Origin of the sequence: Bradyrhizobium sp. 197 (assembly GCF_023073375.1) — a bacterium.
Lineage (GTDB): Bacteria > Pseudomonadota > Alphaproteobacteria > Rhizobiales > Xanthobacteraceae > Bradyrhizobium.
The window spans coordinates 56,514-78,812 of sequence record NZ_JADPJJ010000009.1; the positions used below are offsets into that span (position 1 = coordinate 56,514).

Annotated in this window: 23 protein-coding genes; 12 read left to right on the forward strand and 11 right to left on the reverse strand. The window is 62.9% G+C overall.

The genetic code is table 11. The features are described 5' to 3' along the window. Window positions 1–8 precede the first annotated feature (8 nt). The 3 genes from IVB27_RS02980 (at window position 9) to IVB27_RS02990 (ending at window position 3,672) form a co-directional block, all read left to right on the forward strand. Window positions 9–1,205, forward strand: a complete 1,197-nt coding sequence (locus IVB27_RS02980; protein ID WP_247441279.1) for a CaiB/BaiF CoA transferase family protein — start codon at window positions 9–11, stop codon at window positions 1,203–1,205. A gap of 184 nt (window positions 1,206–1,389) precedes the next feature. Beyond that, window positions 1,390–2,457, forward strand: coding sequence for an alcohol dehydrogenase (locus tag IVB27_RS02985; RefSeq protein WP_247441280.1), 1,068 nt, complete (start codon window positions 1,390–1,392; stop codon window positions 2,455–2,457). Between the two features lie 135 nt (window positions 2,458–2,592). Next, window positions 2,593–3,672, forward strand: coding sequence for an isocitrate/isopropylmalate dehydrogenase family protein (locus IVB27_RS02990; protein ID WP_247441281.1), 1,080 nt, complete (start codon window positions 2,593–2,595; stop codon window positions 3,670–3,672). A gap of 25 nt (window positions 3,673–3,697) precedes the next feature. Here IVB27_RS02990 and IVB27_RS02995 read toward each other — a convergent pair whose 3' ends face one another. Next, the gene (locus IVB27_RS02995; RefSeq protein ID WP_247441283.1) at window positions 3,698–4,015 is read right to left on the reverse strand and encodes an antibiotic biosynthesis monooxygenase family protein; all 318 of its coding nucleotides are present in this window, start codon (window positions 4,013–4,015) and stop codon (window positions 3,698–3,700) included. Window positions 4,016–4,072: 57 nt separating this feature from the next. Continuing rightward, window positions 4,073–4,405 carry a DUF1330 domain-containing protein gene (locus IVB27_RS03000; RefSeq protein WP_249811110.1) on the reverse strand — a complete coding sequence of 111 codons (333 nt, stop codon included), beginning with the start codon at window positions 4,403–4,405 and terminating at the stop codon, window positions 4,073–4,075. Between the two features lie 82 nt (window positions 4,406–4,487). Between IVB27_RS03000 and IVB27_RS03005 the strand changes: the two genes are divergently transcribed. Further along, on the forward strand, window positions 4,488–5,387 hold the full coding sequence (locus IVB27_RS03005) for a LysR family transcriptional regulator (RefSeq protein WP_247441285.1): 900 nt from the start codon (window positions 4,488–4,490) through the stop codon (window positions 5,385–5,387). Window positions 5,388–5,391: 4 nt separating this feature from the next. On the opposite strand, the gene IVB27_RS03010 is transcribed toward IVB27_RS03005, so the two are convergent. Then, window positions 5,392–6,213, reverse strand: a complete 822-nt coding sequence (locus IVB27_RS03010; protein WP_247441287.1) for an enoyl-CoA hydratase — start codon at window positions 6,211–6,213, stop codon at window positions 5,392–5,394. 117 nt (window positions 6,214–6,330) lie between these two features. On the opposite strand from IVB27_RS03010, the gene IVB27_RS03015 reads away from it, so the two are divergent. Further along, window positions 6,331–6,615, forward strand: a complete 285-nt coding sequence (locus tag IVB27_RS03015; RefSeq protein WP_247441288.1) for a hypothetical protein — start codon at window positions 6,331–6,333, stop codon at window positions 6,613–6,615. A 295-nt stretch (window positions 6,616–6,910) separates the two neighbouring features. Here the strand turns inward: IVB27_RS03015 and IVB27_RS03020 are convergent, their stop codons facing one another. Both IVB27_RS03020 and IVB27_RS03025 read right to left on the reverse strand, forming a co-directional pair. After that, a complete protein-coding gene (locus IVB27_RS03020) occupies window positions 6,911–7,282 on the reverse strand; it encodes a helix-turn-helix domain-containing protein (protein WP_247317264.1) in 372 nt (123 codons plus the stop codon). A 29-nt stretch (window positions 7,283–7,311) separates the two neighbouring features. Then, on the reverse strand, window positions 7,312–8,358 hold the full coding sequence (locus tag IVB27_RS03025) for a LysR family transcriptional regulator (protein WP_247342640.1): 1,047 nt from the start codon (window positions 8,356–8,358) through the stop codon (window positions 7,312–7,314). A 493-nt stretch (window positions 8,359–8,851) separates the two neighbouring features. Between IVB27_RS03025 and IVB27_RS03030 the strand changes: the two genes are divergently transcribed. Both IVB27_RS03030 and IVB27_RS03035 read left to right on the forward strand, forming a co-directional pair. Continuing rightward, window positions 8,852–9,118: a hypothetical protein gene (locus tag IVB27_RS03030; protein WP_247342642.1), complete on the forward strand. Its 267-nt coding sequence runs from the start codon at window positions 8,852–8,854 to the stop codon at window positions 9,116–9,118. 206 nt (window positions 9,119–9,324) lie between these two features. Next, window positions 9,325–10,056, forward strand: a complete 732-nt coding sequence (locus IVB27_RS03035) for a cytochrome c biogenesis CcdA family protein (RefSeq protein WP_247342645.1) — start codon at window positions 9,325–9,327, stop codon at window positions 10,054–10,056. Window positions 10,057–10,339: 283 nt separating this feature from the next. Here IVB27_RS03035 and IVB27_RS03040 read toward each other — a convergent pair whose 3' ends face one another. The 5 genes from IVB27_RS03040 to IVB27_RS03060 all read right to left on the reverse strand — a co-directional run bounded on the left by IVB27_RS03040 (window position 10,340) and on the right by IVB27_RS03060 (window position 16,215). Next, complete coding sequence (locus tag IVB27_RS03040; RefSeq protein ID WP_247441289.1) at window positions 10,340–12,052, reverse strand: peptidoglycan-binding domain-containing protein; 1,713 nt, start codon at window positions 12,050–12,052, stop codon at window positions 10,340–10,342. 170 nt (window positions 12,053–12,222) lie between these two features. Beyond that, the gene (locus IVB27_RS03045) at window positions 12,223–12,633 is read right to left on the reverse strand and encodes a hypothetical protein (RefSeq protein ID WP_247342650.1); all 411 of its coding nucleotides are present in this window, start codon (window positions 12,631–12,633) and stop codon (window positions 12,223–12,225) included. Window positions 12,634–12,998: 365 nt separating this feature from the next. After that, window positions 12,999–14,132, reverse strand: a complete 1,134-nt coding sequence (locus IVB27_RS03050) for a mandelate racemase/muconate lactonizing enzyme family protein (protein WP_247441291.1) — start codon at window positions 14,130–14,132, stop codon at window positions 12,999–13,001. 16 nt (window positions 14,133–14,148) lie between these two features. Continuing rightward, window positions 14,149–15,606 carry a sensor histidine kinase gene (locus IVB27_RS03055; protein ID WP_247441504.1) on the reverse strand — a complete coding sequence of 486 codons (1,458 nt, stop codon included), beginning with the start codon at window positions 15,604–15,606 and terminating at the stop codon, window positions 14,149–14,151. 267 nt (window positions 15,607–15,873) lie between these two features. Further along, the gene (locus IVB27_RS03060; protein ID WP_247441293.1) at window positions 15,874–16,215 is read right to left on the reverse strand and encodes a DUF1236 domain-containing protein; all 342 of its coding nucleotides are present in this window, start codon (window positions 16,213–16,215) and stop codon (window positions 15,874–15,876) included. A 140-nt stretch (window positions 16,216–16,355) separates the two neighbouring features. Here IVB27_RS03060 and IVB27_RS03065 point away from each other — a divergent pair, with 140 nt between their 5' ends. From IVB27_RS03065 to IVB27_RS03080, 4 genes are all read left to right on the forward strand, one after another. Continuing rightward, window positions 16,356–16,589, forward strand: coding sequence for a hypothetical protein (locus IVB27_RS03065; RefSeq protein WP_247441295.1), 234 nt, complete (start codon window positions 16,356–16,358; stop codon window positions 16,587–16,589). A gap of 384 nt (window positions 16,590–16,973) precedes the next feature. After that, entirely contained in the window at window positions 16,974–17,972 is a 999-nt protein-coding gene (locus IVB27_RS03070; RefSeq protein WP_247441297.1) for a TRAP transporter substrate-binding protein, read from the forward strand. Window positions 17,973–18,055: 83 nt separating this feature from the next. Continuing rightward, window positions 18,056–18,571: a TRAP transporter small permease gene (locus IVB27_RS03075; protein ID WP_247441299.1), complete on the forward strand. Its 516-nt coding sequence runs from the start codon at window positions 18,056–18,058 to the stop codon at window positions 18,569–18,571. Continuing rightward, the gene (locus IVB27_RS03080; RefSeq protein WP_247441301.1) at window positions 18,568–19,887 is read left to right on the forward strand and encodes a TRAP transporter large permease; all 1,320 of its coding nucleotides are present in this window, start codon (window positions 18,568–18,570) and stop codon (window positions 19,885–19,887) included. Before IVB27_RS03075 ends, IVB27_RS03080 begins: the two co-directional genes overlap by 4 nt. A gap of 22 nt (window positions 19,888–19,909) precedes the next feature. On the opposite strand, the gene IVB27_RS03085 is transcribed toward IVB27_RS03080, so the two are convergent. Further along, on the reverse strand, window positions 19,910–21,184 hold the full coding sequence (locus IVB27_RS03085) for a serine hydrolase domain-containing protein (protein ID WP_247441303.1): 1,275 nt from the start codon (window positions 21,182–21,184) through the stop codon (window positions 19,910–19,912). A 173-nt stretch (window positions 21,185–21,357) separates the two neighbouring features. Between IVB27_RS03085 and IVB27_RS03090 the strand changes: the two genes are divergently transcribed. Continuing rightward, on the forward strand, window positions 21,358–22,275 hold the full coding sequence (locus IVB27_RS03090) for an intradiol ring-cleavage dioxygenase (protein ID WP_247441305.1): 918 nt from the start codon (window positions 21,358–21,360) through the stop codon (window positions 22,273–22,275). Window positions 22,276–22,299: the final 24 nt, after the last annotated feature.

A 22,299-nucleotide genomic window follows, 5' to 3' on the forward strand; every position in this document is an offset into this window, starting at 1 on the left:
GAGCAGGCATGCGGCTATCAGAGAAGCATGAGGGGACGACGACAAAGGCCTTCGCCGGCCTCAGGGTCCTGGATTTTTCGACCACCATCGCCGGTCCCCATTGTGCACGGATGCTCGCCGACATGGGCGCCGAGGTCATCAAGATCGAGACTGACGGCGGCGAGACGATGCGGACCCGCCCGCCGCTGCGCAAGGGCTGCAGCACCGTGTTCGGTCAGCTCAATGTCGGCAAGAAGAGCGTTGTGCTGGACCTCAAGTCCGAGGACGGCAAGGAGGCGGTGCGCCGGCTGGCCGCGACGGCCGACATCCTGGTCGAGAACTTTCGTCCCGGCGTGATGCACCGGCTGCGGCTCGACTATGACAGAATACGCGCCGTCAATCCGAAGCTGATCTACTGCTCGATCTCCGGCTACGGCCAGAGCGGCCCGTCGGCCGAGCTGCCGGCCTACGCACCGGTGATCCATGCGGCCTCCGGCTACGACATGGCCCATCTCGCCTACCAGCCCGGCCGCAGCCGCCCGGATTATTGCGGCATCTACCACGCCGACGTCGTCACCGGCACCTACGGTTTTGGCGCGATTGCGTCGGCGCTCTACCAGCGCACGGTAACTGGGCTCGGCCAGCACATCGACGTCTCCATGCTGGAATCGATGCTGACGCTGACAGTGATCGAGTTGCAGAACTCGCAGTTCGCCGTGAAGCCGCCGCCGCGCCCGATGTTCGGGCCGACCGAGACGGCGAGCGCGTATGTCATGATCACGGTTGCCAGCGAGAAGACGTTTCAGGGGCTGATGGGGGTGATCGGCCGCCCCGAATGGATTTCCGATCCGCGCTTCGCCACCTACGCCGCGCGTCGCGACAATTGGGCCGACTTGATGGACGGTGTCGAGGCCTGGTCGCGGCAGCTCTCGACCGATGTCTGTCTTGTCGCGCTAGGTGCGGCCGGCGTGCCGGCCTCGGCCTACCGCACCGTGTCCGAAGCACTGGCCGATCCGCAGATCGCGCATCGTGAGGCGCTCTCGTCGGTGGAGGACGAAGGTGGCTCGTTCCAGGTCCTCAATCTGCCGTTCCGGATGACCGGTGCCGACACGACACCGGGCAAGACAATGGCCGTGCTTGGCGAGCACACGGACCGGCTGCGGGCGGAGATCGGGCTCACCGACAGTGGACCAATTCCGTCAGGCAAAACAGCCGCGCAAGTCTGACGGCAAGTCTGACGGCAAAGCCGACGGCAAGTCTGACGGATAGCATCGTGCGGCAAGCAATGCGGCGTTGCGCGTGGTCGGCTTGCCATCATCCGCCAGCCTAAACTAGACAGGTCCGAGTTTGTCTCGTCCTGCCGCCCATGCCATGGTGGCGACGACAAGAAAAGTATCCGGGAGGACGCCGATGAAGAGTTTCAAGGTTGCCGATTTCAAGGCGCCGCTGCAGGAGTTCGACGAGGCGACGCCGCAGCCGTCCGGCACGCAGGTTCTGATCAAGGTGAAGGCCGCCGGCGTCTGCCATAGCGACCTCCACATCTGGGAAGGCGGCTACGATCTCGGCCACGGCCGCAAGCCGCTGTCGCTGAAGGATCGCGGCATCAATTTGCCGCTGACCATGGGGCACGAGACGGTCGGTGAAATCCTCGCCTTCGGTCCGGACGTGAAGCCAACCGACCAGGGCGATCTCAAGCTTGGCGACGTCGGCCTGGTCTATCCCTGGATCGGCTGCGGCAAATGCGCCACGTGCCTCGGCGGTGACGAGAACATGTGCCTGACGCCGCGCTCGCTCGGCGTTTATTGCGACGGTGGTTATTCCGATCACATGCTGGTGCCGCATCCACGCTATTTGCTCAATCTCAGAGGGCTCGATCCCGCGTCGGCTGCACCCTATGCCTGCTCGGGTGTCACGACCTACAGCGCGCTGAAGAAGATCGAGCAGCACTTCGACACGCCGATCGTGATGTTCGGTGCAGGCGGGCTTGGCCTGATGGCGCTGTCGCTCTTGAAGGCCATGGGCGGCAAGGGCGCGATCATGGTGGACATCGATGCGAAGAAACGCGAAGCCGCGGAGAAGGCCGGCGCGCTCGCGACCGTCGATCCCAAGGCGCCGGACGCGCTGGAGCAGCTTGCCAAGAAGGCGGGTGGCCCGATCCGCGCCGTGCTCGATCTTGTCGGCAACGCCGCCACCACACAGCTGGGCTTCGACTGCCTGACCAAGGGTGGCAAGCTCGTCATCGTCGGCCTGTTCGGCGGCGGCGCGACCTGGGCGCTGCCGCTGATTCCGATCAAGGCGGTGACGATCCAGGGCAGTTATGTCGGAAACCTGCGCGAGACGCAGGAGCTGCTCGACCTGGTGCGAACGAAGAACGTAGCGCCGATCCCGGTGACGCGGCAGCCGCTCAACAAAGCCAACGACGCGCTGGTGCAGTTGCAGCAGGGCGCGGTCGTCGGGCGCACGGTGCTGACGCCGTAATCGCGACTCTCTCCGTCGTCATTGCGAGCGAAGCGAAGCAATCCAGACTGCGTCCTCGGATGCATTTCTGGATTGCTTCGTCGCAAAAGCTCCTCGCAATGACGAGCCTCTCTCTCTCCTTCATTCGGAAATCCGATGTCCGCAAACAACGCCTTCCACATTGCCGTGCTCGCCGGTGACGGCATCGGTCCCGAAGTGATGGCGCCGGCCATCGAAGTCCTGCGCAAGATCGAGACGAAATCCGGCTTGAGCTTCCGCTTCACCGAAGCGCCGGCGGGCGCCAATCATTACCTCGCCACCGGCAAGTCGATGCCCGACACCACGATCAAGCTGTGCGAGGAGGCGGACGCGATCCTGCTTGGGGCCTGCGGCCTGCCGTCGGTGCGCTATCCCGACAACACCGAGATCGCGCCGCAGATCGAGCTGCGCTTCATCTTCGATCTCTATGCCGGCGTGCGTCCGGCGCGGCTCATTCCGGGCGTGCCGAGCCCGATCGTTGGTGCCGACCAGCGCGGCATCGATCTCGTCGTGATCAGGGAGTCCACCGAAGGCCTGTTCGCCTCGATGGGCAAGGGCGTCGTCACCCATGAAGACGCGCGCGAGACCATGGTGATCACGCGCAGGACGTCCGAGCGCCTGTTCGAGTTCTCGTTTCGCCTCGCAGAGCGGCGCAAGGCGCGCGGCAAGCCCGGGGTGCTGACCTGCGTCGACAAGGCGAACGTGTTCAAGGCCTTTGCCTTCTTCCGCGGCATTTTCGACGAGATCGAGAAGCGTCATCCGGAGGTGAAGACCGATAGGCTCTATGTCGATGCCTGCTCGGCGATGCTGGTGAAGCGCCCCTGGGATTTCGACGTGATGGTGATGGAGAACATGTTCGGCGACATCGTCTCCGACATCACCGCGAGCCTGATCGGTGGCCTCGGCATGGCGCCGTCGGCCGACATCGGCGACAAATATGCCGTGTTCCAGCCCTGCCACGGCACTGCGCCTGATATCATGGGGCAGGGCAAGGCCAATCCCACCGGCATGATCCTGTCGGCCGCGATGATGCTGGACTGGCTCGCCGACAAGCACGGCGTCGAGGGCGCGGCGGAAGCCGGTGAGAAAATCGAGCGTGCGGTGGACAAGGTCTATGCCGACGGCATCAAGCCGATGGAATTTGGTGGCCGCAACGGCACCGCCGACATCACGAAGGCGGTGCTCGCGGCGCTGTAGGCTCGCGCCGATTTCGATAGCCAGTTCAAGCGCCGCGAATTGCCCTTGCAGTCCACGTCCGCTCCCGCATGACGCTGCAAATCTGGAACTTGAATTCGCTGAAGAAGGCTTCGACCCCACGCCGCTTTGCCTTGCCGTGCTCGGGATCAATCCGCCATTGATGAAGCGCTTCCTCGGTCTCGAACTCGACGATCGTCACTCGCTCTCCATCGTCCGCAACGAAGCCCTTGTGTGAGATGTAACCCGGTATTGTTCGCGCGAGTTCGCTCATGCGTTTTGCCATCGGCCCATACTCATCCTGCGCGCCGGGATTCATTCGAGTGCGAAATACAGTGACGATCATCAGATAGGCTCCTGTGTGGGACGAGCTCGGTTCACGGCCTTTGCGGCGGCAGTCGCCCTAGTCGGCAGTGCCGTCAATGATAATGAAATCGGCGTCCGCATACTTTTGGCGAATGATCCGCGCGCTCTGATATTCCGGACTTGCGTAGCAGGCAGCAGCCGTGGAGCGATCCTTGAATTCGACCACGACGTTCCGCTGGCGGGCCTCTCCCTCCATTTTTTCGAACGCTCCGCCACGCACGATGAATTTTGTGCCGAATTTCTTGAACGCCAGATTAGCCGCAGCAAGGTACTCGGGGTAGTTTTTCTCATCGCGAACCGAGACGCGTACAATCCAATAAGCCTTCGGCACGTCATTCTCCGTTGTTGTTTCCCTGATGGCAGAAGCCATCGTCCGTGCCGTGATCTTTACCTGAGGCGCGTAATCACATATAATGAATAATTATGATCTAATTGATCACACTGAGAGATGTATGGATCTGTCGGATCTGCGGATATTCATCGCTGTCGTGCGCGAAGGCAGCGTGACCCGCGCGGCCGAGCGGTTGCATCGCGTTCAGTCCAATGTGACGACCCGTATCCGGCAGTTGGAAGAGGATCTCGGCGTCGCCCTCTTTATTCGAGAGGGTAAACGCCTTCATCTGGCGCCCCCGGGGCAGGTGCTGCTTGGCTACGCCAATCGCTTGCTCGCGCTTGCGGATGAAACACGCTATGCCCTGCAAGACGCAAAACCCCGCGGTACGTTCCGCCTCGGCGCGATGGAAAGCACGGCCGCTGTCAGGCTGCCGGGACTGCTCAGCGAATACCACCGGCGGCATCCGGGGGTCGTTCTGGAGCTTCGCACCGGCAATCCGGAGGTTCTCGCGAGCGCCATTCTCGCCGGCGATCTCGATGCAGCGCTTGTTGCCGAACCTATCGCCGATGAGCCCTTTGAGAAGGTGCTCGCCTTCGAGGAGGAGTTGGTGATTATTGCGGCTGCCAATCATCCGCCGATCGTCAAGAAAGGCAGCAACCTGCCACGTACCATCATCGTCTTCGAACACGGATGCCCGCATCGCAAGCGGCTTGAAGACTGGTACGCAAGGCGAAACGAAATGCCGGTGCGCATGATCGAGCTGGCGTCGTATCACGCAATGCTGGGCTGTGTCGTTGCGGGCATGGGCGTCGCGCTGATCCCCAAAAGCGTTCTGACCACTTTTCCGGACAGAAGGCTGTTGAGCGTCCACCCGTTGGGACGAACGGAGAATCGGGCGTGGACTGTGCTCATCTGGCGCAGGGAAGCGGGCTCCGCGAACATTCAGGCCTTGAAGGAGATGTTGCAGAGCTCCCGGTTGGCGGGTCACCGGCAAGTGCGGACCGCTCGGGCTGTGTGAGGCGCTACTTCCCCGAAAACTGCGGCTTGCGCTTCTCCATGAAGGCCTGCCGGCCCTCGCGGAAATCGGCACTGTCCATGCAGGCATTGCCGATCGCCTTGATCGCGTCCATGTCGCGGCCGCTTTCATCCTTCAGCACTTGCGAGATGGTAAGCTTGGCCGCCTTGATCGCGAGCGGGGCGTTCTCGGAGATCGTCTGCGCGATTGTCATCGTCTCACCCCAGAGCTCATCGATGGGGAACACGCGCTCGACCAACCCGATGCGCAGCGCCTCAGTGGAATCGATGCGCATGCCCGTGTACATCAGGAGCCGCGCCCAGGACGGTCCGACCAGCGACACCAGGTGTTTCAATCCATCATAGCCGTAGGCGATGCCGAGTTTCGCCGCGGGAATGCCGAACTGGCTGCCATGGGAGGCGATGCGGATGTCGGCGAGCATCGCGACCTGCATGCCGCCGCCGAGGCAAAAGCCCTCGATGCAGGCAATCGTCGGCTTGGGATAGTCGGCGAGCAGCGCGCGCTGGGCGGCGCTGCGTTTTGCATATTCCTCGGACGCGGCGGCGTTATGGCGTGTCTTCTCGAACTGGCTGATATCGGCGCCCGATACGAACGCCTTGCCGCCGGCGCCGCGCAGGATCACGATGCGTACGGCAGCGTCGTCGCGCAGGCTCGCCAGCGCCTCGCCAAATCCCTCCCACATCTCCAGCGACATCGCGTTGCGCTTGTCGGGATTGTTGAAGGTAATCACGCCGACGCCACTGGCTGTGTGCTTGAGGATCTTGCCGCTGGCGTAAGGTGTTTCGGTCGTGCTGGAAATATCAGGCATCGCGTGCTCGCTTGTCGTAGGCCGGGCGCAATGTGCGGCCGGGGCAGGGCCCGGGTCAACCGCGGCAGGGGATGCGGCTTTGCATCCGCCTGTCCCGCGATTGCATGGCGTTATTTATTGAGCATGATCTTTTCGGAGAACCGCTGCGCGCTTTTCGGGGGCATGCCCCTAGCGCACCATGTGCGCGGTGAGCGGATGGCTGCCGGCATTGCTGAAGAACGCCGCCTCTTCGGCGATCGCCTCCAGGAGCTGCTCGTCCTGGTTATAGACGTCGTTGCGGAAGTGCCGTTCTGCTGGCGCACGGTGAAATTCGGCGTGTGCGTGCCCGACCGGTCGACCGGATGCGGATTGATCGGATTGTCGTGGGCGTCGAGCACCTCCATGTGCATGCGCGACGAATAGGTCGTGCTGATTCGAGAAATCGGCGGCAGGCTAGCGCCTCCCGGTTGCGGCCCCTTAAGCACGGCGCATCGCGAGCCCCGCGTGTCGGACGCGCGGTCTCTGGATTGGGTCGCGACAGGTCGGAATGGATTCGCGATAACCGCGGGCGGGGGCGACACAAACGTCAACAAAAAGGGGCGGTCATGCCGCCCCGAAAAAGACCGCGCACGAGCGCGCCGGGTCTCGTCCAATCCGGCCGCGCCCCCGTGACGCGGCGGATTGAACATCGGCCGGAAAGGCGCGAACGCCGATCGGCTCAGGCTTCGTTCGCTGCGATCGATTCCATCAGCGAGACAAGCTGACGCTGCACCGTCTGGTCCTTGATCTTGCTGTAGGCGCGCAGCAGGCGGAGGCTGAAGGCCGAGTCCAGGAACAGCAGGCTCTCGACTTCGCGCGCCTTGTTGTCGCCGTCGTAGAAGAAGGTCACGGGCACGTCGAGGGAGGTGGCGATCTGCTGAAGCCGAGCCGCGCCGACGCGATTGACGCCCTTCTCGTATTTTTGGACCTGCTGGAAGCTCACGCCGAGCTTGTCGCCGAGCTCAGCCTGCGAGATCTTCATCTCGACGCGCCGCAGACGGATCCGTTTGCCCAGCTCAATGTCCGGCTTGCCGGCACTGCGCTGCTTCATTCTCTTCGCCGCTGTCTTCATCTTTTTTCTCATCGGTCTTCGGTTGAAAACCCCCCGAAGAGCTGGGTCAGGGGTTCGCCCATATACTCGTCCTTGAATTCATGCGGGTGCACGAACTCTTCCTTAAACCACGGGAAACGCGCCGGATTGAAGGCTTCGATCAGCCAGTCAATCATGTGCCGCACTCTCGGTATCCGACCGCTACCGGGATGGTAGGACAACCAGATATCCAGCGGTCTGTTCAGCTCGACCTCCAGTGGAATCAACTTCCCGCCAAGCGCAATGGCGTAGCTCGGAAACACGCCGATTCCGGCGCCATTCGCGACCGCCCAGTAGTTGGCGCTTGAGACGTTGGTCTTCATGACCAGAAGGTCACGTTCCGGAACGCCGGGGAAGAAGCTCTCGAAAGTTTCCTTGGCGGCAAGCTGGTCGGCGAATTGCAGCACCAGGCGGTGCTTGATCAACTCCATCGCCGAGCGCGGCGCGCCATGTTTTGCAATGTATTTCTCGGAGGCCCAGAACATCAGATGCATGCGCCCGAGCCGCACCATCTTGACGTCGAGCGCCGAAGGTCGCGACAGGTGGATGGCGACGTCGGCCTCGTGGCGGGAGACGTCGGCCGAGCGCATCGCGCAATGCAGATCGACCAGGATCTTCGGATAGGCCTGCTGGAATTCGACCAGCCGCGGCGCGAGCCAGAACGTGCCGAGTCCCTCGGTCACGGCGACGCGGACCTCGCCGGACAGGGCATTCGCCGTCGAATCGCTGGTGCGCAGCACGTCGAACGCAGCCGCCTCCATCCGCTCGACGGCAGAGACCACCAGCGCGCCTTCGTCGGTCAGATGAGTGCCGTGGACGTCGCGGGTGAACAGGGTGGTGCCGGTCTGGCGTTCGAAATCATCGATCCGGCGGCGGACGGCGTTGATCGACAGCGACAGGCGCTCGGCCGCCGAGCGGAAACTTCCGCATCGTACGACTTCCAGGAAAATGCGCGCCGCATCCCAGTCCGAGAGGCCGCTGATGTTTATCTTTGGGCGTTCCTCCAGTGGAACGCCCCTTTCCGCCAAGGAGTGCATACAAGTCCCTTCAGGTCGCTAAACTGGCAGAATATGAGGCAAACCACAACCACGGCGGGTTGGGGAACGACGAGTTTTGAACGTCATCCTTACTGTGTCGCGGGTGGTATTTGAGTGCTGCCAAGGGGCAGCGAACAAGGGCCGGGAATCGGGCGGACTATCGCCCGTATGAGGGGTGTGACGTGAGTTCCGTTGCGAGCCGCGACATGGCTGCGGGATTGTCGGCGTTGTCCGCAATGGATGTCCTTGCGCGAGAGCCGATGCCGCCTTCTGCGATGGATCAATCGCAGCACGCCAGGCGTTTTAAGCCTGAGCATTTTGACGACAGCCGACACACCGGCGCGATGTTCGCCGGAACCGCGGTTTCAACGCCAAAACACACTGAAATCCTATTCGGAGGCGCAATGGCCTCGTGTTATCGTCGGTACTCCATGGGGGCCGCGGGAATCGTCGTCATTACGTCTCACGGGCCGAATTAACGGAAAGAACGCCGGTGTCGCATTCAGACGAACAGTTGCAGTCGGTGCTGGAAACACTCGAAGCGTGCCGCAGGGTGCTCAACGAGAGCAACAACCGTGAGTCAGCCGAGCTGCTGTCCATTGTCATTCTGGACGTGCGGATGAAACTCAAAGGAATTGACAGCGCCGATCTCAAGGCGCTGTGCGACGAAATGCTGCGGAGCGCTGCAGGCGAACCGCTGCCCCCCTCCAAGCAGACGCAGGACCAGCCCCGGCGTCCGCTGCTCCGCGTGGTGAAGTAGCCGCGCCGCCGAATCTCGCTTTTTGGCGAGATTTGTGCGCGTCCCGATGCCGCATCTGTGATTGCAGACGGCATCGGGAGGAGCCCTGGTTTTGTGCGCCTCTGTTGCGCATTCGCTGGCATCGGCTACACCAGAGCCGGTTCGGCTCCGGGCCGCGCGCATTCCCCGCGCGCCGCGCTGGCGCCTGAGATGGCTCCGACTGCACCATGCAAAATGTTTCGATCCCGGCGGCGCTGATTGCCGGCCTCGTCAGCTTCCTGTCCCCTTGCGTCCTGCCGCTGGTTCCGCCCTATCTGATCTATCTGACGGGCGCCACGATCGAGCACGTCGAGAGCGACGAGCCGGCATCGGCCTCCAAGCGCGCGATCATGATGGCGGCGCTGCTTTTTGTGCTCGGCTTCTCGACGGTGTTCGTGGCGCTCGGCGCCAGTGCCTCGCTGATCGGCGGCCTGATCCGCGCCTGGTCGGCCGAGCTCTCGATCCTGGCCGGCATCGTCATCATCGTGATGGGCCTCCACTTCCTGGGCCTGACGCGCATCGGCCTGTTGATGCGCGAGGGACGCTTGACTGCGCCCAAGCCCGTCGGCCTCTGGGGCGCCTATGTGATGGGGCTCGCCTTCGCATTCGGCTGGACGCCCTGCATCGGCCCGATCCTCGCTGCGATCCTCTCTGTCGCCGCGGCGGAAGCGACGGTGACCAAGGGCGCGGGCCTGCTCGCGGTCTATTCGGCCGGCCTCGGCATTCCCTTCCTGATCGCCGCGTTGATGATCGAGCAGTTCTCAAAACTGTTCGCGCGCATGAAGGGCCAGCTCGCCAATGTCGAGCGCGCCATGGGCGTCTTGATGGTGATCACCGGCATCGGCTTTCTCACCGGCACAGTCTCGAATGTCAGCATCTGGCTGCTGGAGACATTTCCGGCTCTGCAGACGATCGGGTAGATCGAGCGTGTTCATCGCGGTGGCTTCCGGAATAAAGCAAAAGCCGCGTGGTTTGTTCGCATCCTGATGCATCGAAAAGGCTTGTGGCGATGTCGCTCCGATCGAGCGAGTGAGATCACATCGGCGTAACGGGCGAGATGTCCATAGGTTGACACCGACGATGGCCGTGCACTGAACTTGACCTTGTCGAACCGTCCCGCACGGCCGGCCCATCTTTGGCTCCGCATAGGATGCAAAAAGAGCCCCGCCAGAGGCAGGGCTCTTGGGCGTCTTGCCGGCCGGTTTATTTCTGAGACGGCTGGCCCGACGTCGAAGGCGACGGCGCATTGTTCTGGTTGGTTTGCCCAGACTGCGTATTCTGGTTGGTGCTGGGCTGATTGGTGGACTGATCGTTGCCCTGGGCCGGAGCCTGGCCGGTCGTCTCGCCCGAAGGCTGTCGTGTGCCTGCCTGGCCCGATGTCGTTGGTTGGTTCTGCTGAGCCTGGCCGGTTGTGGATGGCTGGTTCTGCGGAGCCTGTCCCGTGGTCTGGTTTTGCTGCGCCGGCGCGTTGGTCTGGCTGTTGCTTTGCCCGGTCGTGTTCTGAGGCGTCGACTGGCCAGTCTGCCCCTGACCCACCGACGTCGATTGGCCCTGCGTGGCGCTGATCTTGTTCGACACGCCAAGCGCAGCGACCGTGCGGGAATCGATCGAGCCAGTGGTCTGGAAACCTTCCTGTCTCTGGAAAGTCATCAGTGCGCTACGCGTATCGGATCCCAGGATGCCGTCCGCTTTGCCAGACAACAGGCCACGTTCGATCAGAACCTGCTGAACAACGCGGATCTCGTCGGGGCTGAGATCCAGCGCAGCAACGCTGCCACCGCCACCGGTCGACCTGCCATGCTGCGCATAGTGCGTCCGCGGGCCGGCGGGAATAACGTCGACAATCCTGCGGCCACGGTCGGTGACGACGATCTCGTCGTCCACGACGAAGAAGCTGTCGTCGCGATAGTCCGGATAGACGTCGATCAGCGCGGGGTAATCCGAGATCGAAACCACGGAGATGTTGCGTGGTACGACCACGCCGGCATTGACCCGAAAATTGATCGAATTTTCGTTGACCCGCACGCGTTCCACATTGCGTGAGCTCAGCACCGACTGCTGCAGCCTTGTTTGCTGCTGTGCGTTCAGCTGCACGCGGCCGGACATGCTCTGGGTGTTCCCGGCGTCGGGCTGCGCCTGAGCGGTGGCCTGTCCTTGCGTGTTGGCGCCGGTCGTCGTGCCCTGACCCTGCTGTGCACTCCGGCCTTGGGCGTTGCTGTTCGCGTTGACGCCTGTGGTCGTGGTGCCCTGATCCTGTTCGTTCTTGCCTTGGGCGCTGCTCTTGGTGTTTGCGCCGGTGGTTGTGGTGTTCTGACCCTGCGCATTCTTGCCTTGGGCATTGTCCTTGGTATTGGCGCCTGTGGTCGTGCTCTTGTTGCGTTCCGCGCCTTGTGACTGGCGCGTGCTATCGCGCTCGCTACGGCTCTGTCCGACGGTCTGGTCCTTCAGTCCGCTCTTGTCGTTAGCGGACTTCGACTGACGCGCATTGTCACCATCGCTACGGCTCTGACCGACCGTCTGGTCCCTGCCATGCTTCTCGTATTTGGATTGGGACGCTCGTGCTTTGTCGCGGTCGCCGCCTTGACCGACCGTCTGCCGCTCGCTGTTGCCGGCCTTTTCCGCCGCTCGGCTGCTATCGCGCGCCGCGGAAGGACCCTCGGTCCGACCGCCTGCGCGGTTCTGCGTCATTCCTTCGCCATGGGATGCGCCACCTGCGCCCTGCGACATCGAACCGGCGGACCGGCCGTGTTCCGCAGCACCTTCGCTGGCTGCGCCACCGGCGCTCGTTCCGCTTCCGCCTCCGCCAGCGCTCATTCCGCCGCCGGCACCTTCGCGTATGCCTTGCGCCGACGCCAGGCTGACGCCGGCGAACAGCACTGCTGTTGTCAGCAGGAGCTTGTTCTTCCTCGTGTTCATCTGAACCTCCTTGGTTTGCTTCGTCGCATTTCCCGACGCATGTACATTCGAACGCCAGCTGGACGATCCGTCGCGATCGCGCGCGTTGGACCCTTCAGATCGAGCGGAAGGCGTCGACCTCCGGTCTCGATGGCCCGGCGCTCCACGCTGGCCTTGCTGCGGCCCTCACGTCACCAGTGATGATACCAGCGATGGTGATAGAAGTGCCGCCGTGGGAACGGTCCGCCATAGTACGCATAGGCTGGGCGCACGACTCGGCGATACCGGTAGCCGTAATAGGCCGGAGCGTACCCGCTTCCGTAGTAGGTCGTGGTGTAGCCGCCCCAGCGATATGGTTCGTAGCCGCCGTAATACGCCGGTGCGTAGCCACCATAATAACCAGGGTATCCGTAGTAGCCATAGCCAGGGCCATAGGCGTAGGCGGACGAGGCGAGGCCACCGAACACGGCACCTGCGATCAATCCGCCCGCCAGCGCCGGACCGAAACCGCCGCCCCAGCGGGCTTCCGCCGGCGTCGGCGCTGCTACGGCGCTCGCGCCGAGGGCGCCGACGGTTGCCAGAACAAGCGCAGTCTTTGTCATCTGCGTGCCTCCTTCGTTAGTGTTTCGATGTCGGCCCAACATCAACGAAAGGCAAAAGTTGCAAGCGCGAGCCCGCGAGCGACAGGAATCATGAAGATAAACGAGCGTTCATCTCGATGAACCTGCGCGCCCCGATGACGGCCGCCTCATGACTGGTCGCGCTGATCGAAGATCGATACCCCGCTCTGTTCCGCGGCCGCGCGTGGAACGCATCACCCAGCGCGAATGCTCTCCCCGGGATGCGACGGTTTGGCGCACTCGCGGCCCTCAATGGAACGGCGATGCAGTCGCGTGTCTACTTTGGCGAAGGGGAACGCGTAGTCATGTCCCATTTCCGCATCGAGCGCGGCGATTTCAATACGCGCTTAATTCGCTGCGAAATGCGCAAGCGCCTTGCGATCGATCTCGATCCCAAGGCCCGGACCGTCCGGGACACGCACGATGCCTTTCTCGTGCTCGATCGGCTCTTTCAAAATCGCCTGCCGGATCGGATGTTCGGTCCGGTCGAATTCGAGCATCGGCTCGAGCGGTGACAGCGAACTCGGCGTGTGCGAGGGCAACACGGCGAGGAGCTGAAGCGAGGCGGCGATCGCGATGCCGGTGCCCCAGACATGCGGATTGTAGCGGATGCCGAAGGCCTCGCTCATGTCGGCGATCTTCTTGCATTCGGTGAGGCCGCCGGCCGCGCAGGTGTCGGGTTGGGCGATGTCGAGCGCATGGGCGGCGAACAGGTCGCGAAAACCGAAGCGCGTGAATTCGCACTCGCCGCCGGCGATCGGAATGGTAAGTGCGGATTTCACCGCGCGATAGCCCGCGACGTCCTCGGGCGGCACCGGCTCCTCGAACCATCCGATATCATAGCGCTCGATCATGCGGCCGAGCCGGATCGCAGCGACCGCGTCATAGGCGTGGTTCGCATCGACCATCAGCGCAACATCAGGACCGATCGCCTCGCGCACCGCGCAGGTGACCGCGGTATCCTCCGCGATCCCGAAGCCGACCTTCAGCTTCACGGCGCGGAATCCCTCGGCGGCATAGCCGGCCGCTTCTTCCGGCAAATATTTGCGCGGATCGCCCGATTTGCATCGGTACAGGCCGGTCGCATAGGCCGGCACCTCCTTGCGCGCGGCGCCGCCGAGAAGCTGGTGCGCGGGCACGCCAAAATGCTTGCCCTTGATGTCCCATAACGCAATGTCGATGCCGCTCAACCCCTGGATCACGACGCCCTTCTGGCCGTGATCGCGCAAGCGAGCGTACACAGTCTGCCACAGCACGTCGGTCCGCAGCGGATCCTCGCCGATCAGCCACGGCGCGACATTCTGCACCACCGCCGCCGTGATCCGTGCGGGGCCGTAGCATTCACCCCAGCCGACAAGTCCGTCATCGGTCTCGATCTCGACCAGCATCGCGGTACGCGTGTCGTACCAGGCGCGCGAGTAAGCGAAGGGCTGCGAGAGCTTTGCCTCGAGAATGTGTGTGCGCACATTGGTGATTTTCATCGGCGCTGCCTCCCGTTCACCGCGTTTCGTCCAGCGTGCAAATCACCGTGCAGACGACACCGCGCGGCAGGAAGTCGATGGTCGCCTCGCCGCCGAGCTGGTCGCGCGCACTGCGCTCGATCAGGCGCGAGCCGAAGCCGCGCTGCACCGGCGCCGTCACCGGCGATCCGCCGATCTCGGTCCAGATCAGGCGCAGCCGCGGCTTCGGCGCATCGGCGATGACTTCCCATTCCAGCGTCACCCGGCCGGTCTCGTTGGATAGCGCGCCGTACTTTGCGGCATTGGTGGCGATCTCGTGCACGATCATCGACAGCACCACGGCGAGCCGTGGCGACAGCGGCACCGCGGGTCCGGCCATGCGGATGCGTTCGGGATTGTTCAGCAGGAACGGCTGTAGCGCGCGGGCGATCACGTGCCGCAGCTCGGACCCCGCCCATTTCTCCTGGCTCAGCAAATTATGCGCTTCGGCCAGCGCGCCAAGCCGGCCCTCGAACTTCGTCCGCTCGTCCCGGCTTGAACTTCGGAATGTCTGCACCGCGATCGCCTGCATCAAGGCCAGCGTGTTCTTGACGCGGTGGTTAAGCTCATCGATCAGAAGATCGTGCAGCATCTCGCCGCGCGCGATCGTGGTCGCCATCCGGACCGCGAAGGTCAGGCCGGTCAGCAGCAGGATGCCGCCGATCAGGCTGGTGATCGCGATGTTGCGCCAGAGCGGAGCGATCAGCGAGCTCTCGGCGACGCCGGCGGCGACCGTCCATCCGGTCAGCTGCGACCGCGTGTAGGCTCCGGCCAGGGCGACGCCGTCGAGCGACACTGCCGGAAGCGATGCCTCGCTGCTGCGGAACATCTCGGCGTAGAGCGAGGGCGAAGCGCGCTTGCCGACGGTTTCGCTGGGGTTCGGCGCGCGCGCGAATACGATCCCCTTGTTGTCGAGCAGCGACACCGTCCAAAGCTTGTCGGGCTGCTGCTTCTCCACCAGATCCTGGAAGATGCTGATCGGCGGGCTGAAACAGAGGTCGTAGATCACCTCGCCGTTGCGAAACACTGGGACCTCGACGGTGAGCACCTGTCGCCCATTGATCGCGCCGGTGAACAGGTCGGAATATTGCCGCGACCTGGTCGCAAATACCTTCTCGATGATCTCGATATGACCGCGTGGCGGCAGGCTTGCAGTGTCCTCCGTTGCCGAGGAGAACAGCAGCCGGCCGTTGCGATCGGAGATCAGCACGAGGCCGCCCTTGCCGTATTGGTCGACGAAGCCGAGCGCGATGCGGCGGAAGTTCTGGAAGTCGTCGTTGCGCAGCGAATTCGTCAGCGCAAGGACCTGCAAGCCGCCGGTCATCCGCTGCACCTCGGAGTCCAGCACGAGGCGCATGCTGCGTACGTTCTCCAGCACGCGGCGGGTCGCGTCGTTCCGGTCCTGCTTGTAATTGTAGACGGCAATACCGACCGCAAAGACGATCAGCGGCAACATCGTTCCCGTGACCAGAAGAGCGAGCCGGACCGGCAGGGTGAGCTTTGACAAAACGCGGGCGTCCCGGTTCCGGTGCAGCGGCGCCGGATTATGATTTTGGGGGGACCATACGGGTGGGACTTGCGCTGCGCCACGATTTTCGCGTTCGGCGGGCCGTTGAAAGATGAGTTATTGCAGCGCAGCCGGGGACGCCTGCGCATCAGCTCATGTTGATCGCGGTCAGCAGCAGACACATGGCGTAGGCGGCCGCCTTGCGTCACGCCTTGATCAGTCGATTTCCTGAACGACCGTGCGCGAAGCGGGATCCACCAGCATCACGCGATCGCCGGTATAGACATAGCGATACTTGGTGAGGGAGGGACCCCAATCCGTCGGAACCGGCTCGAGCTCGACCTCGCTCGGCACCGTCGCGCCGACGATGATTTTTTCCTTCGTCGTGACCGGGCGAACGCGGTGTTCGGTGACGTAGGATTGGATCCTGGTTCGGTATTGCGGCTCGATCTGAACCGCTGTCGCGTGCCCGGTTCCGGTGGTCACCACGGTGGATTGCGCGAAAGCGCCGGTCGTCATCAGGATGGCCGCGGCGGATAGCAAAAACAGCTTCTTCATATTGTCCTCCACGTAAGACCAAGCGCCGCACCAACATTCCACCGCAGGCACCGTTCCCCGAAGTCAGGAACAAAGTGCCATTTTTTCCCGTTGTTCGGATCGACCGGACCGACATGCCCGGCAACTGGAGGAGGAAGATCATGAACACGAAGCTTGCGACTGCGGCATTGATGATTGCCGCATTCTCCCTGCCGGCGTTCGCGGCCAACGAGTTCTACGTCGTGCAGGACGTCAAGACCAAGAAGTGCACCATCGTCGACAAGAAGCCGACGGACACGTCGATGACCGTCGTCAGCCCGTCGGGCACCATCTACAAGTCGCGCACCGAGGCTGAAAGCGGCATGAAGACCGTCAAGGTCTGCACGTCCAACTGAGGAGGATGACACAATGCCCGTTCTGATTCTGTGGGCCGTGCCGGCCGTGCTGGTGATCGGCGGCGGCATCTATCTGATTGGCCATTTGCACTAAAGTGCTGTGGAAGGCGAGCGGGTCTGTGCGTGCAGCGCACAGGTCCGCAAGCCCTCTGTCTGATACGAGAAGGAGAAGGGCTCCCCTCAGCCCGCCACACGTCGGCAGGAGCGCAAGTTGCAGTGCAACAGCTCGCGCAAGGGGTGGCCCTGCGACGAAGAGGACCTCCCGCGCACGCGAAATGACTTCCGTCCCGCCGACGTTTTCCATACGCTTCCCTCTCGCAAGCCGTATACCGGCTGCGCTCACGGCCCGGCGACAGGGCCGGAGTATCAAAGGGAGGGGAGACGATGAAGCGAAGATCATTTCTCGCTGGGCTCGGCGCGACCACTGCGGCGGCTGCGATGGGCATGCCGTCGATCATCAGGGCACAGACGCCGATCACGCTGAACGGCGCGGTCCAGTTCAACGACGACCACGCCTTCAACCGGGCACTGCTCCGGTTCGAAGAGCTGGTCAAGAAGTACTACGGCAAGCCCGTCAACTTCACGCTGCACAGGAATTCCTCGCTCGGTCTCGAAAAACAGTATTTCGAGTACATGTCGCAGGGCAAAGCCGTCGATTACGGCATCGTCTCGCCGGCTCACATGTCGACCTTCGCCAAGGCGGCCCCGTTCATCGACGCGCCCTTCGTGTTCAAGGGCATCGAGCACATGAACAAGGTCGTCGAAGCCAATATCCTGGCGCCGATCGCCGACGAAGTCGCGGCCAAGGCCGAGGTCGTTCTGATCGGTTATTCCGGCGGTGGCATCCGCAACATTTTCGCCAACAAGCCGCTCAAGACTCTCGCCGACCTCAAGAGCCTGAAGGTGCGCGTACAAGGCGCGCCGATCTGGTCGAAGACCTTTGCGGCCGTGGGCATGAGCCCGACGGTGATCGCCTATAACGAAATCTACAACGCGATCCAGAACGGCGTGATATCGGCCGGCGAGAACGAAGCGGCCGGCGTCGAGGCGATGAAGTTCTACGAAGTGGCCCCGCATCTCAACCTGACCCAGCACGCCGTGTCGATCCGGCCGATCTGCTTCTCGGTAAAGACGCTGAAGACCTTGCCCAAGGACTTGCAGGACGCGATCATGAAGGCCGGCAAGGAGGCCGGCGATTACGGCCGTCAGGTGGAGTCGAGCGAAGAGGTCGTCAAGCTCGACGCGCTGGAGAAGGCAGGCAAGCTCAAGCGCGTTCCCTTCGAAGAGCGGGACGCCATGAAGAAGCTCGCCGACCCCGTGATGGCCACCTACGCCAAGGAAATCGGCGCGGAAGGCATTTTCGAGAAGATCAACGTCGTCTGAGAACTGTCGCCGCCCACGCGACAGGACGTCGGGGCAAGCCAGACGACTTGCCCCGTTGCGTGATTGTGATCCCCGGAGTCTTGATGACTGAAATATCGATGCCACCGAACCCGTCGCTATGGCGCCGAGCGACGGCGGCCTATGCAAAATTGCTGGAAATCCTGCTCGCCGCCTCGGTCGGCATTCTGGTCATTCCGGTCACGTTGCAGATCATCTCGCGCTACACGCCTTTGATTCCGTCCTACATCTGGACTGAGGAGATGGCGCGGTTCATGTTCATCTGGACGATCATGATCGGCGCCATGGTCGGCATAAGAGAGTCGCAGCATTTTGAAGTCGATGTCTGGCCTGATCTGTCACGCCGAAGCGAAGCCATGGTGCGGATTCTCGCGCGGCTCGGCGTGCTGGCGCTGGCGCTGGTGTTCGTATCCGCCGGCATCGAGTTCACCCGCTTTGCCTGGAACAGAACTTCGGAGCTGGCCGATCTGCCGCTTTGGCTGATCCACGTCGCCTGGCCGATTGCCGGCGTGACCTGGATCGTGTTCGCCGGTGAACAGATTGTCGACGAGATGCGGATTCTGGTTGGGGCAAATCGATGAGCGGCAATGTTCTTTCTGCCGGACAGGCCGCAATGATCCTGTTCGGTGCTTTCGTTGGCCTGCTCATCATACGCGTGCCGGTCGCCTTCGCGCTTGGGCTTGCCTGCGTGCCGATCCTGCTGATCGAGCCGCATCTGTCGCTGATGACGCTCGCGCAGGAAACCTTCAACGCCTACAATTCGTTCATCCTGCTGGCGGTGCCGTTCTTCCTGCTCACCGCCAATCTGATGAGCATCGGCGGCATCACCGACCGGCTGGTCGCGCTGTCGCGCTCGATGGTCGGACACTGGCCGGGGTCGCTGGCGCAGATCAACGTCGTGCTGTCGGTGTTCTTTGCCGGCATCTCCGGCTCCTCCACCGCGGACGCGGCGAGCCAGTCCAAGATCTTCATCGATGCCCAGACCAAGGAGGGTTACGACCTCTCGTTCTCCATCGCCATCACCGCGGTCTCGGCCGTGCTCGCCGTCATCATCCCGCCCTCGATCCTGATGATCGTGTGGGGCGGGCTGATCTCAACCTCGATCGCCGCGATGTACCTGGCGGGGATCGTGCCGGGATTGCTGATCGCCGGCGCGCAGATGGCGACAGTGCATGTCTATGCCGTGCGCCGCGGCTATCCGACTTATCCGAAGGACACCTGGAGGGAGATGTGCTGCGCCATCTGGCGCTCGATACCGGCGCTGATGACGCCGTTCATCATTGTCGGCGGCATCCTGCTGGGGTGGTTCACCGCGACCGAATCCGCCTCCGTCGCGGTGCTTTATTCCGTAGCGCTGTCGACATTCTTTTACCGTGAAACCGGCGCGCGCGAACTCTACAGGGCGTTGCTCGACACCGGGCGCCTGGCCGGCGTCGCGCTCTTCTGCGTGGGCACCGCGAGCGCGTTCGGCTGGCTGTTGGCTTATTACAGGATCCCGCAGGAACTGCTGGCCAACGTCTCGACCTGGGGCATGGGTGCGATCGGGGCCGGCTTCTTCATCGCGTTCTGCTTTCTGGTGGTGGGCTGTTTTCTCGACGCCATTCCGGCGATCATCATCGTCGGTACTGTGCTGGAGCCGCTCGCCAGGTCCGTAGACCTCCATCCGGTCCAGTTCGCGATTATTTCCATTATATCGCTCGCCTTCGGGCTGGTGACGCCACCCTATGGTTTATGTCTGATGATCGCCTGTTCGATCGCCGGCGTGCGGCTGCGTTATGCGCTGAAGGACACGGTGATCATGCTGATTCCGATGCTGCTCGTCCTGGCGGCAGTCATCGTCTGGCCAAGCGTGTCGCTGTTCCTGCCGCGTCTGATCGTGCCGGAGATGTTGAAATGAGCGGGGCGTGATCCCTGTTGGCCTAGAGATTGCTCTCGGTGATCGCGGCGTAGACCATGCTGCGCAGCTCGCGCCGGATCGGATAGGCACTCGACGGCAGCACTTGCGTCATGAAGATCGCAATCAGCTCCTCGGCCGGGTCGATCCAGAACGAGGTGGTGGCCGCGCCGCCCCAATTGTACTCGCCGGGGCTGCCGGCGATCAGCGTCTCGGCCGGCCGCATGGTCACGGCGAAGCCAAGGCCGAAGCCGATGCCGTTATACGCAGCTTCGGAGAACAGGGAGCGCGACACTTCGGGCAGCGAACGGCCGCCCGGAATGTGATTGCTCGTCATCAACGCCAGCGTCTTCGGCCCGATCAGCCTGACGCCACCGAGCTCGCCGCCATTGAGCAACGCGCGGCAGAAGGTGAGATAGTCGGCGACTGTCGAGCAGAGGCCGCCGCCGCCGGAAATGAAGGAGGGCGGGACGAGGAACGAGCTCGTCGCCGGATCGTCCTGGAGCGTCAGGCCCTCGCGCCGCTGACCGGCATGAAAGGTCATGCCGCCACCCGGGTCGGCCGAGTAACAGGCGGCGAACCGGTGGGACTTGGAAGCCGGCACGTGGAAATCAGTATCGGTCATGCCGAGTGGATCGAAGATGCGTTGTTTCAGGAACTGCTCGAAGGGAATCCCGGAGATCTTGCCGACGAGGTAGCCGAGCACGTCGGTCGCGACCGAGTAGTTCCAGGCATCGCCCGGCGAGAACTCCAGCGGGATTTTAGCGAGGCTCTCGATCATGGTCTGGAGCGTGCCTGATTTCTCGACCTCGCCGATCTTTTCAGTGCGGTAGGCGGCGTCGACGTTGGAGCGCTGCTGGAAGCCGTAGGTGAGGCCGGCGGTGTGGCGCAGGAGGTCGACGATCAGCATCGGCCGCGACGGCGGCCGGGTCAGGAAGGCCGGCGCGTTGCCGGCGACGAACACGCCGAGATCCTTCCACTCCGGAATGTACTTGGCGACGGGCTCGTCGATCGCAACGAGGCCCTGCTCAACCAGCATCATAAAGGCGACGCTGGTGAGCGGCTTGGTCATGGAATAGATGCGGTAGATGGTGTCGTCCTTGACCGGCAGCTTGTGCTCGACGTCGGCAAAACCCTGAACCGAACTATGCGCAATCTTGCCGCGCCGATAGACCAGGAGATGCGTGCCCGGGAAGCGGCCGGCATCGATGTAGCGGCTCTTCAGATGCGCATCGACGCGGTCAAGCGCTACCTTGGACATACCGACGGATTCGGGCGAGGCGGGGGTAGGGGCGAGCATCAGTTCCTCCGGGCAGTTTTTCTGGGAAGGTTGATAGCCGAAATGGCAGCCCCATTCCAAGCGCGTTGCACTTAACGCCGCCCGGCCGACTGGTGTAGTCTCCACCTTGGAACGCCTCCAGGGAGCCGCAAAGATCCCCATGGGCCCACGAGAAAATCGCAGGCAAACGCACCATGACCCAGTTCAACGAGACCGAACTCACCGAAGCCGTCTTCCGGAGCTTTGACCAGACACCCGACCCGCGCGCGAAATTCCTGCTCCAGGAACTGGTGAAGTCGCTGCACGATTACGTGAGCAAGACCGGCCTCACCTTCGAGGAATGGGAATACGCCATCGATTTCCTGACCCGCACCGGCCAGAAATGCACGGATACCCGCCAGGAATTCATCCTCCTGTCCGACGTGCTCGGCGTCTCCATGCTGGTCGACGCAGTCAACCACCGCGAGCGCGAGGGCGCCACCCAGACCACCGTGCTCGGGCCGTTCTATGTCGGCGAGCACAAGGTGACGGCGCACGGCACCGACATCTCTCCGAACAATCAAACCGGCGAACGGATGTTCGTGCAGAGCCGCGTCACCGATCTCAACGGCAAGCCGCTCGCGAATGTCCCCGTCGATGTCTGGCATGCCGATGATGACGGCTTCTACGATTCACAGAAGCCGAACTATGACGAGGTCGGCGCCTCCGCGCGGGCGCGCTTCATCACAGATGGCGACGGCCGCTTCTTCTTCCGCACCATCTTGCCGTGCAGCTACCCGATCCCGACTGATGGTCCGGTCGGCGAGATGATCATGCAGACCAACCGCCACCCGATGCGGCCCGCGCACGTGCATTTCCTGGTGAATGCCAAGGGCTACGAGCCGCTGATCACCCATGTCTTCATGGACGGCGACAAATATCTGGATTCCGACGTGGTGTTCGGGGTCAAGGACGATCTCGTCGCCAAGGTCGAGCCGCGCAACGATCCGGCGATGCCCGACGGCACCAAGGCGAACGGGCAGTGGCACTTAATGAGCTACGAATTCCACCTCAAGCCGGGCGGCGGCATGGCGCCGAAGCCGCTGGGGACGAAGGCGGAGGAGCCGGCCTGACGGTCAGGCGCGAGCCGCGCGCGC

Excerpts from the sequence above, each read along its gene's own strand:
- IVB27_RS03070 (WP_247441297.1), top strand. The coding sequence starts at position 16,974 with ATGAAGCGAAGATCATTTCTCGCTGGGCTCGGCGCGACCACTGCGGCG.
- IVB27_RS03025 (WP_247342640.1), bottom strand. The coding sequence starts at position 8,358 with ATGCACTCCTTGGCGGAAAGGGGCGTTCCACTGGAGGAACGCCCAAAG.
- IVB27_RS03065 (WP_247441295.1), top strand. The coding sequence starts at position 16,356 with ATGAACACGAAGCTTGCGACTGCGGCATTGATGATTGCCGCATTCTCC.
- IVB27_RS03080 (WP_247441301.1), top strand. The coding sequence starts at position 18,568 with ATGAGCGGCAATGTTCTTTCTGCCGGACAGGCCGCAATGATCCTGTTC.
- IVB27_RS02985 (WP_247441280.1), top strand. The coding sequence starts at position 1,390 with ATGAAGAGTTTCAAGGTTGCCGATTTCAAGGCGCCGCTGCAGGAGTTC.
- IVB27_RS03000 (WP_249811110.1), bottom strand. The coding sequence starts at position 4,405 with ATGGCTTCTGCCATCAGGGAAACAACAACGGAGAATGACGTGCCGAAG.
- IVB27_RS03050 (WP_247441291.1), bottom strand. The coding sequence starts at position 14,132 with ATGAAAATCACCAATGTGCGCACACACATTCTCGAGGCAAAGCTCTCG.
- IVB27_RS02995 (WP_247441283.1), bottom strand. The coding sequence starts at position 4,015 with ATGATCGTCACTGTATTTCGCACTCGAATGAATCCCGGCGCGCAGGAT.
- IVB27_RS03045 (WP_247342650.1), bottom strand. The coding sequence starts at position 12,633 with ATGACAAAGACTGCGCTTGTTCTGGCAACCGTCGGCGCCCTCGGCGCG.
- IVB27_RS03035 (WP_247342645.1), top strand. The coding sequence starts at position 9,325 with ATGCAAAATGTTTCGATCCCGGCGGCGCTGATTGCCGGCCTCGTCAGC.
- IVB27_RS03010 (WP_247441287.1), bottom strand. The coding sequence starts at position 6,213 with ATGCCTGATATTTCCAGCACGACCGAAACACCTTACGCCAGCGGCAAG.
- IVB27_RS03090 (WP_247441305.1), top strand. The coding sequence starts at position 21,358 with ATGACCCAGTTCAACGAGACCGAACTCACCGAAGCCGTCTTCCGGAGC.
- IVB27_RS03005 (WP_247441285.1), top strand. The coding sequence starts at position 4,488 with ATGGATCTGTCGGATCTGCGGATATTCATCGCTGTCGTGCGCGAAGGC.
- IVB27_RS03085 (WP_247441303.1), bottom strand. The coding sequence starts at position 21,184 with ATGCTCGCCCCTACCCCCGCCTCGCCCGAATCCGTCGGTATGTCCAAG.
- IVB27_RS03020 (WP_247317264.1), bottom strand. The coding sequence starts at position 7,282 with ATGAAGCAGCGCAGTGCCGGCAAGCCGGACATTGAGCTGGGCAAACGG.
- IVB27_RS03075 (WP_247441299.1), top strand. The coding sequence starts at position 18,056 with ATGACTGAAATATCGATGCCACCGAACCCGTCGCTATGGCGCCGAGCG.
- IVB27_RS03040 (WP_247441289.1), bottom strand. The coding sequence starts at position 12,052 with ATGAACACGAGGAAGAACAAGCTCCTGCTGACAACAGCAGTGCTGTTC.
- IVB27_RS03060 (WP_247441293.1), bottom strand. The coding sequence starts at position 16,215 with ATGAAGAAGCTGTTTTTGCTATCCGCCGCGGCCATCCTGATGACGACC.
- IVB27_RS02990 (WP_247441281.1), top strand. The coding sequence starts at position 2,593 with ATGTCCGCAAACAACGCCTTCCACATTGCCGTGCTCGCCGGTGACGGC.
- IVB27_RS02980 (WP_247441279.1), top strand. The coding sequence starts at position 9 with ATGCGGCTATCAGAGAAGCATGAGGGGACGACGACAAAGGCCTTCGCC.
- IVB27_RS03055 (WP_247441504.1), bottom strand. The coding sequence starts at position 15,606 with ATGTTGCCGCTGATCGTCTTTGCGGTCGGTATTGCCGTCTACAATTAC.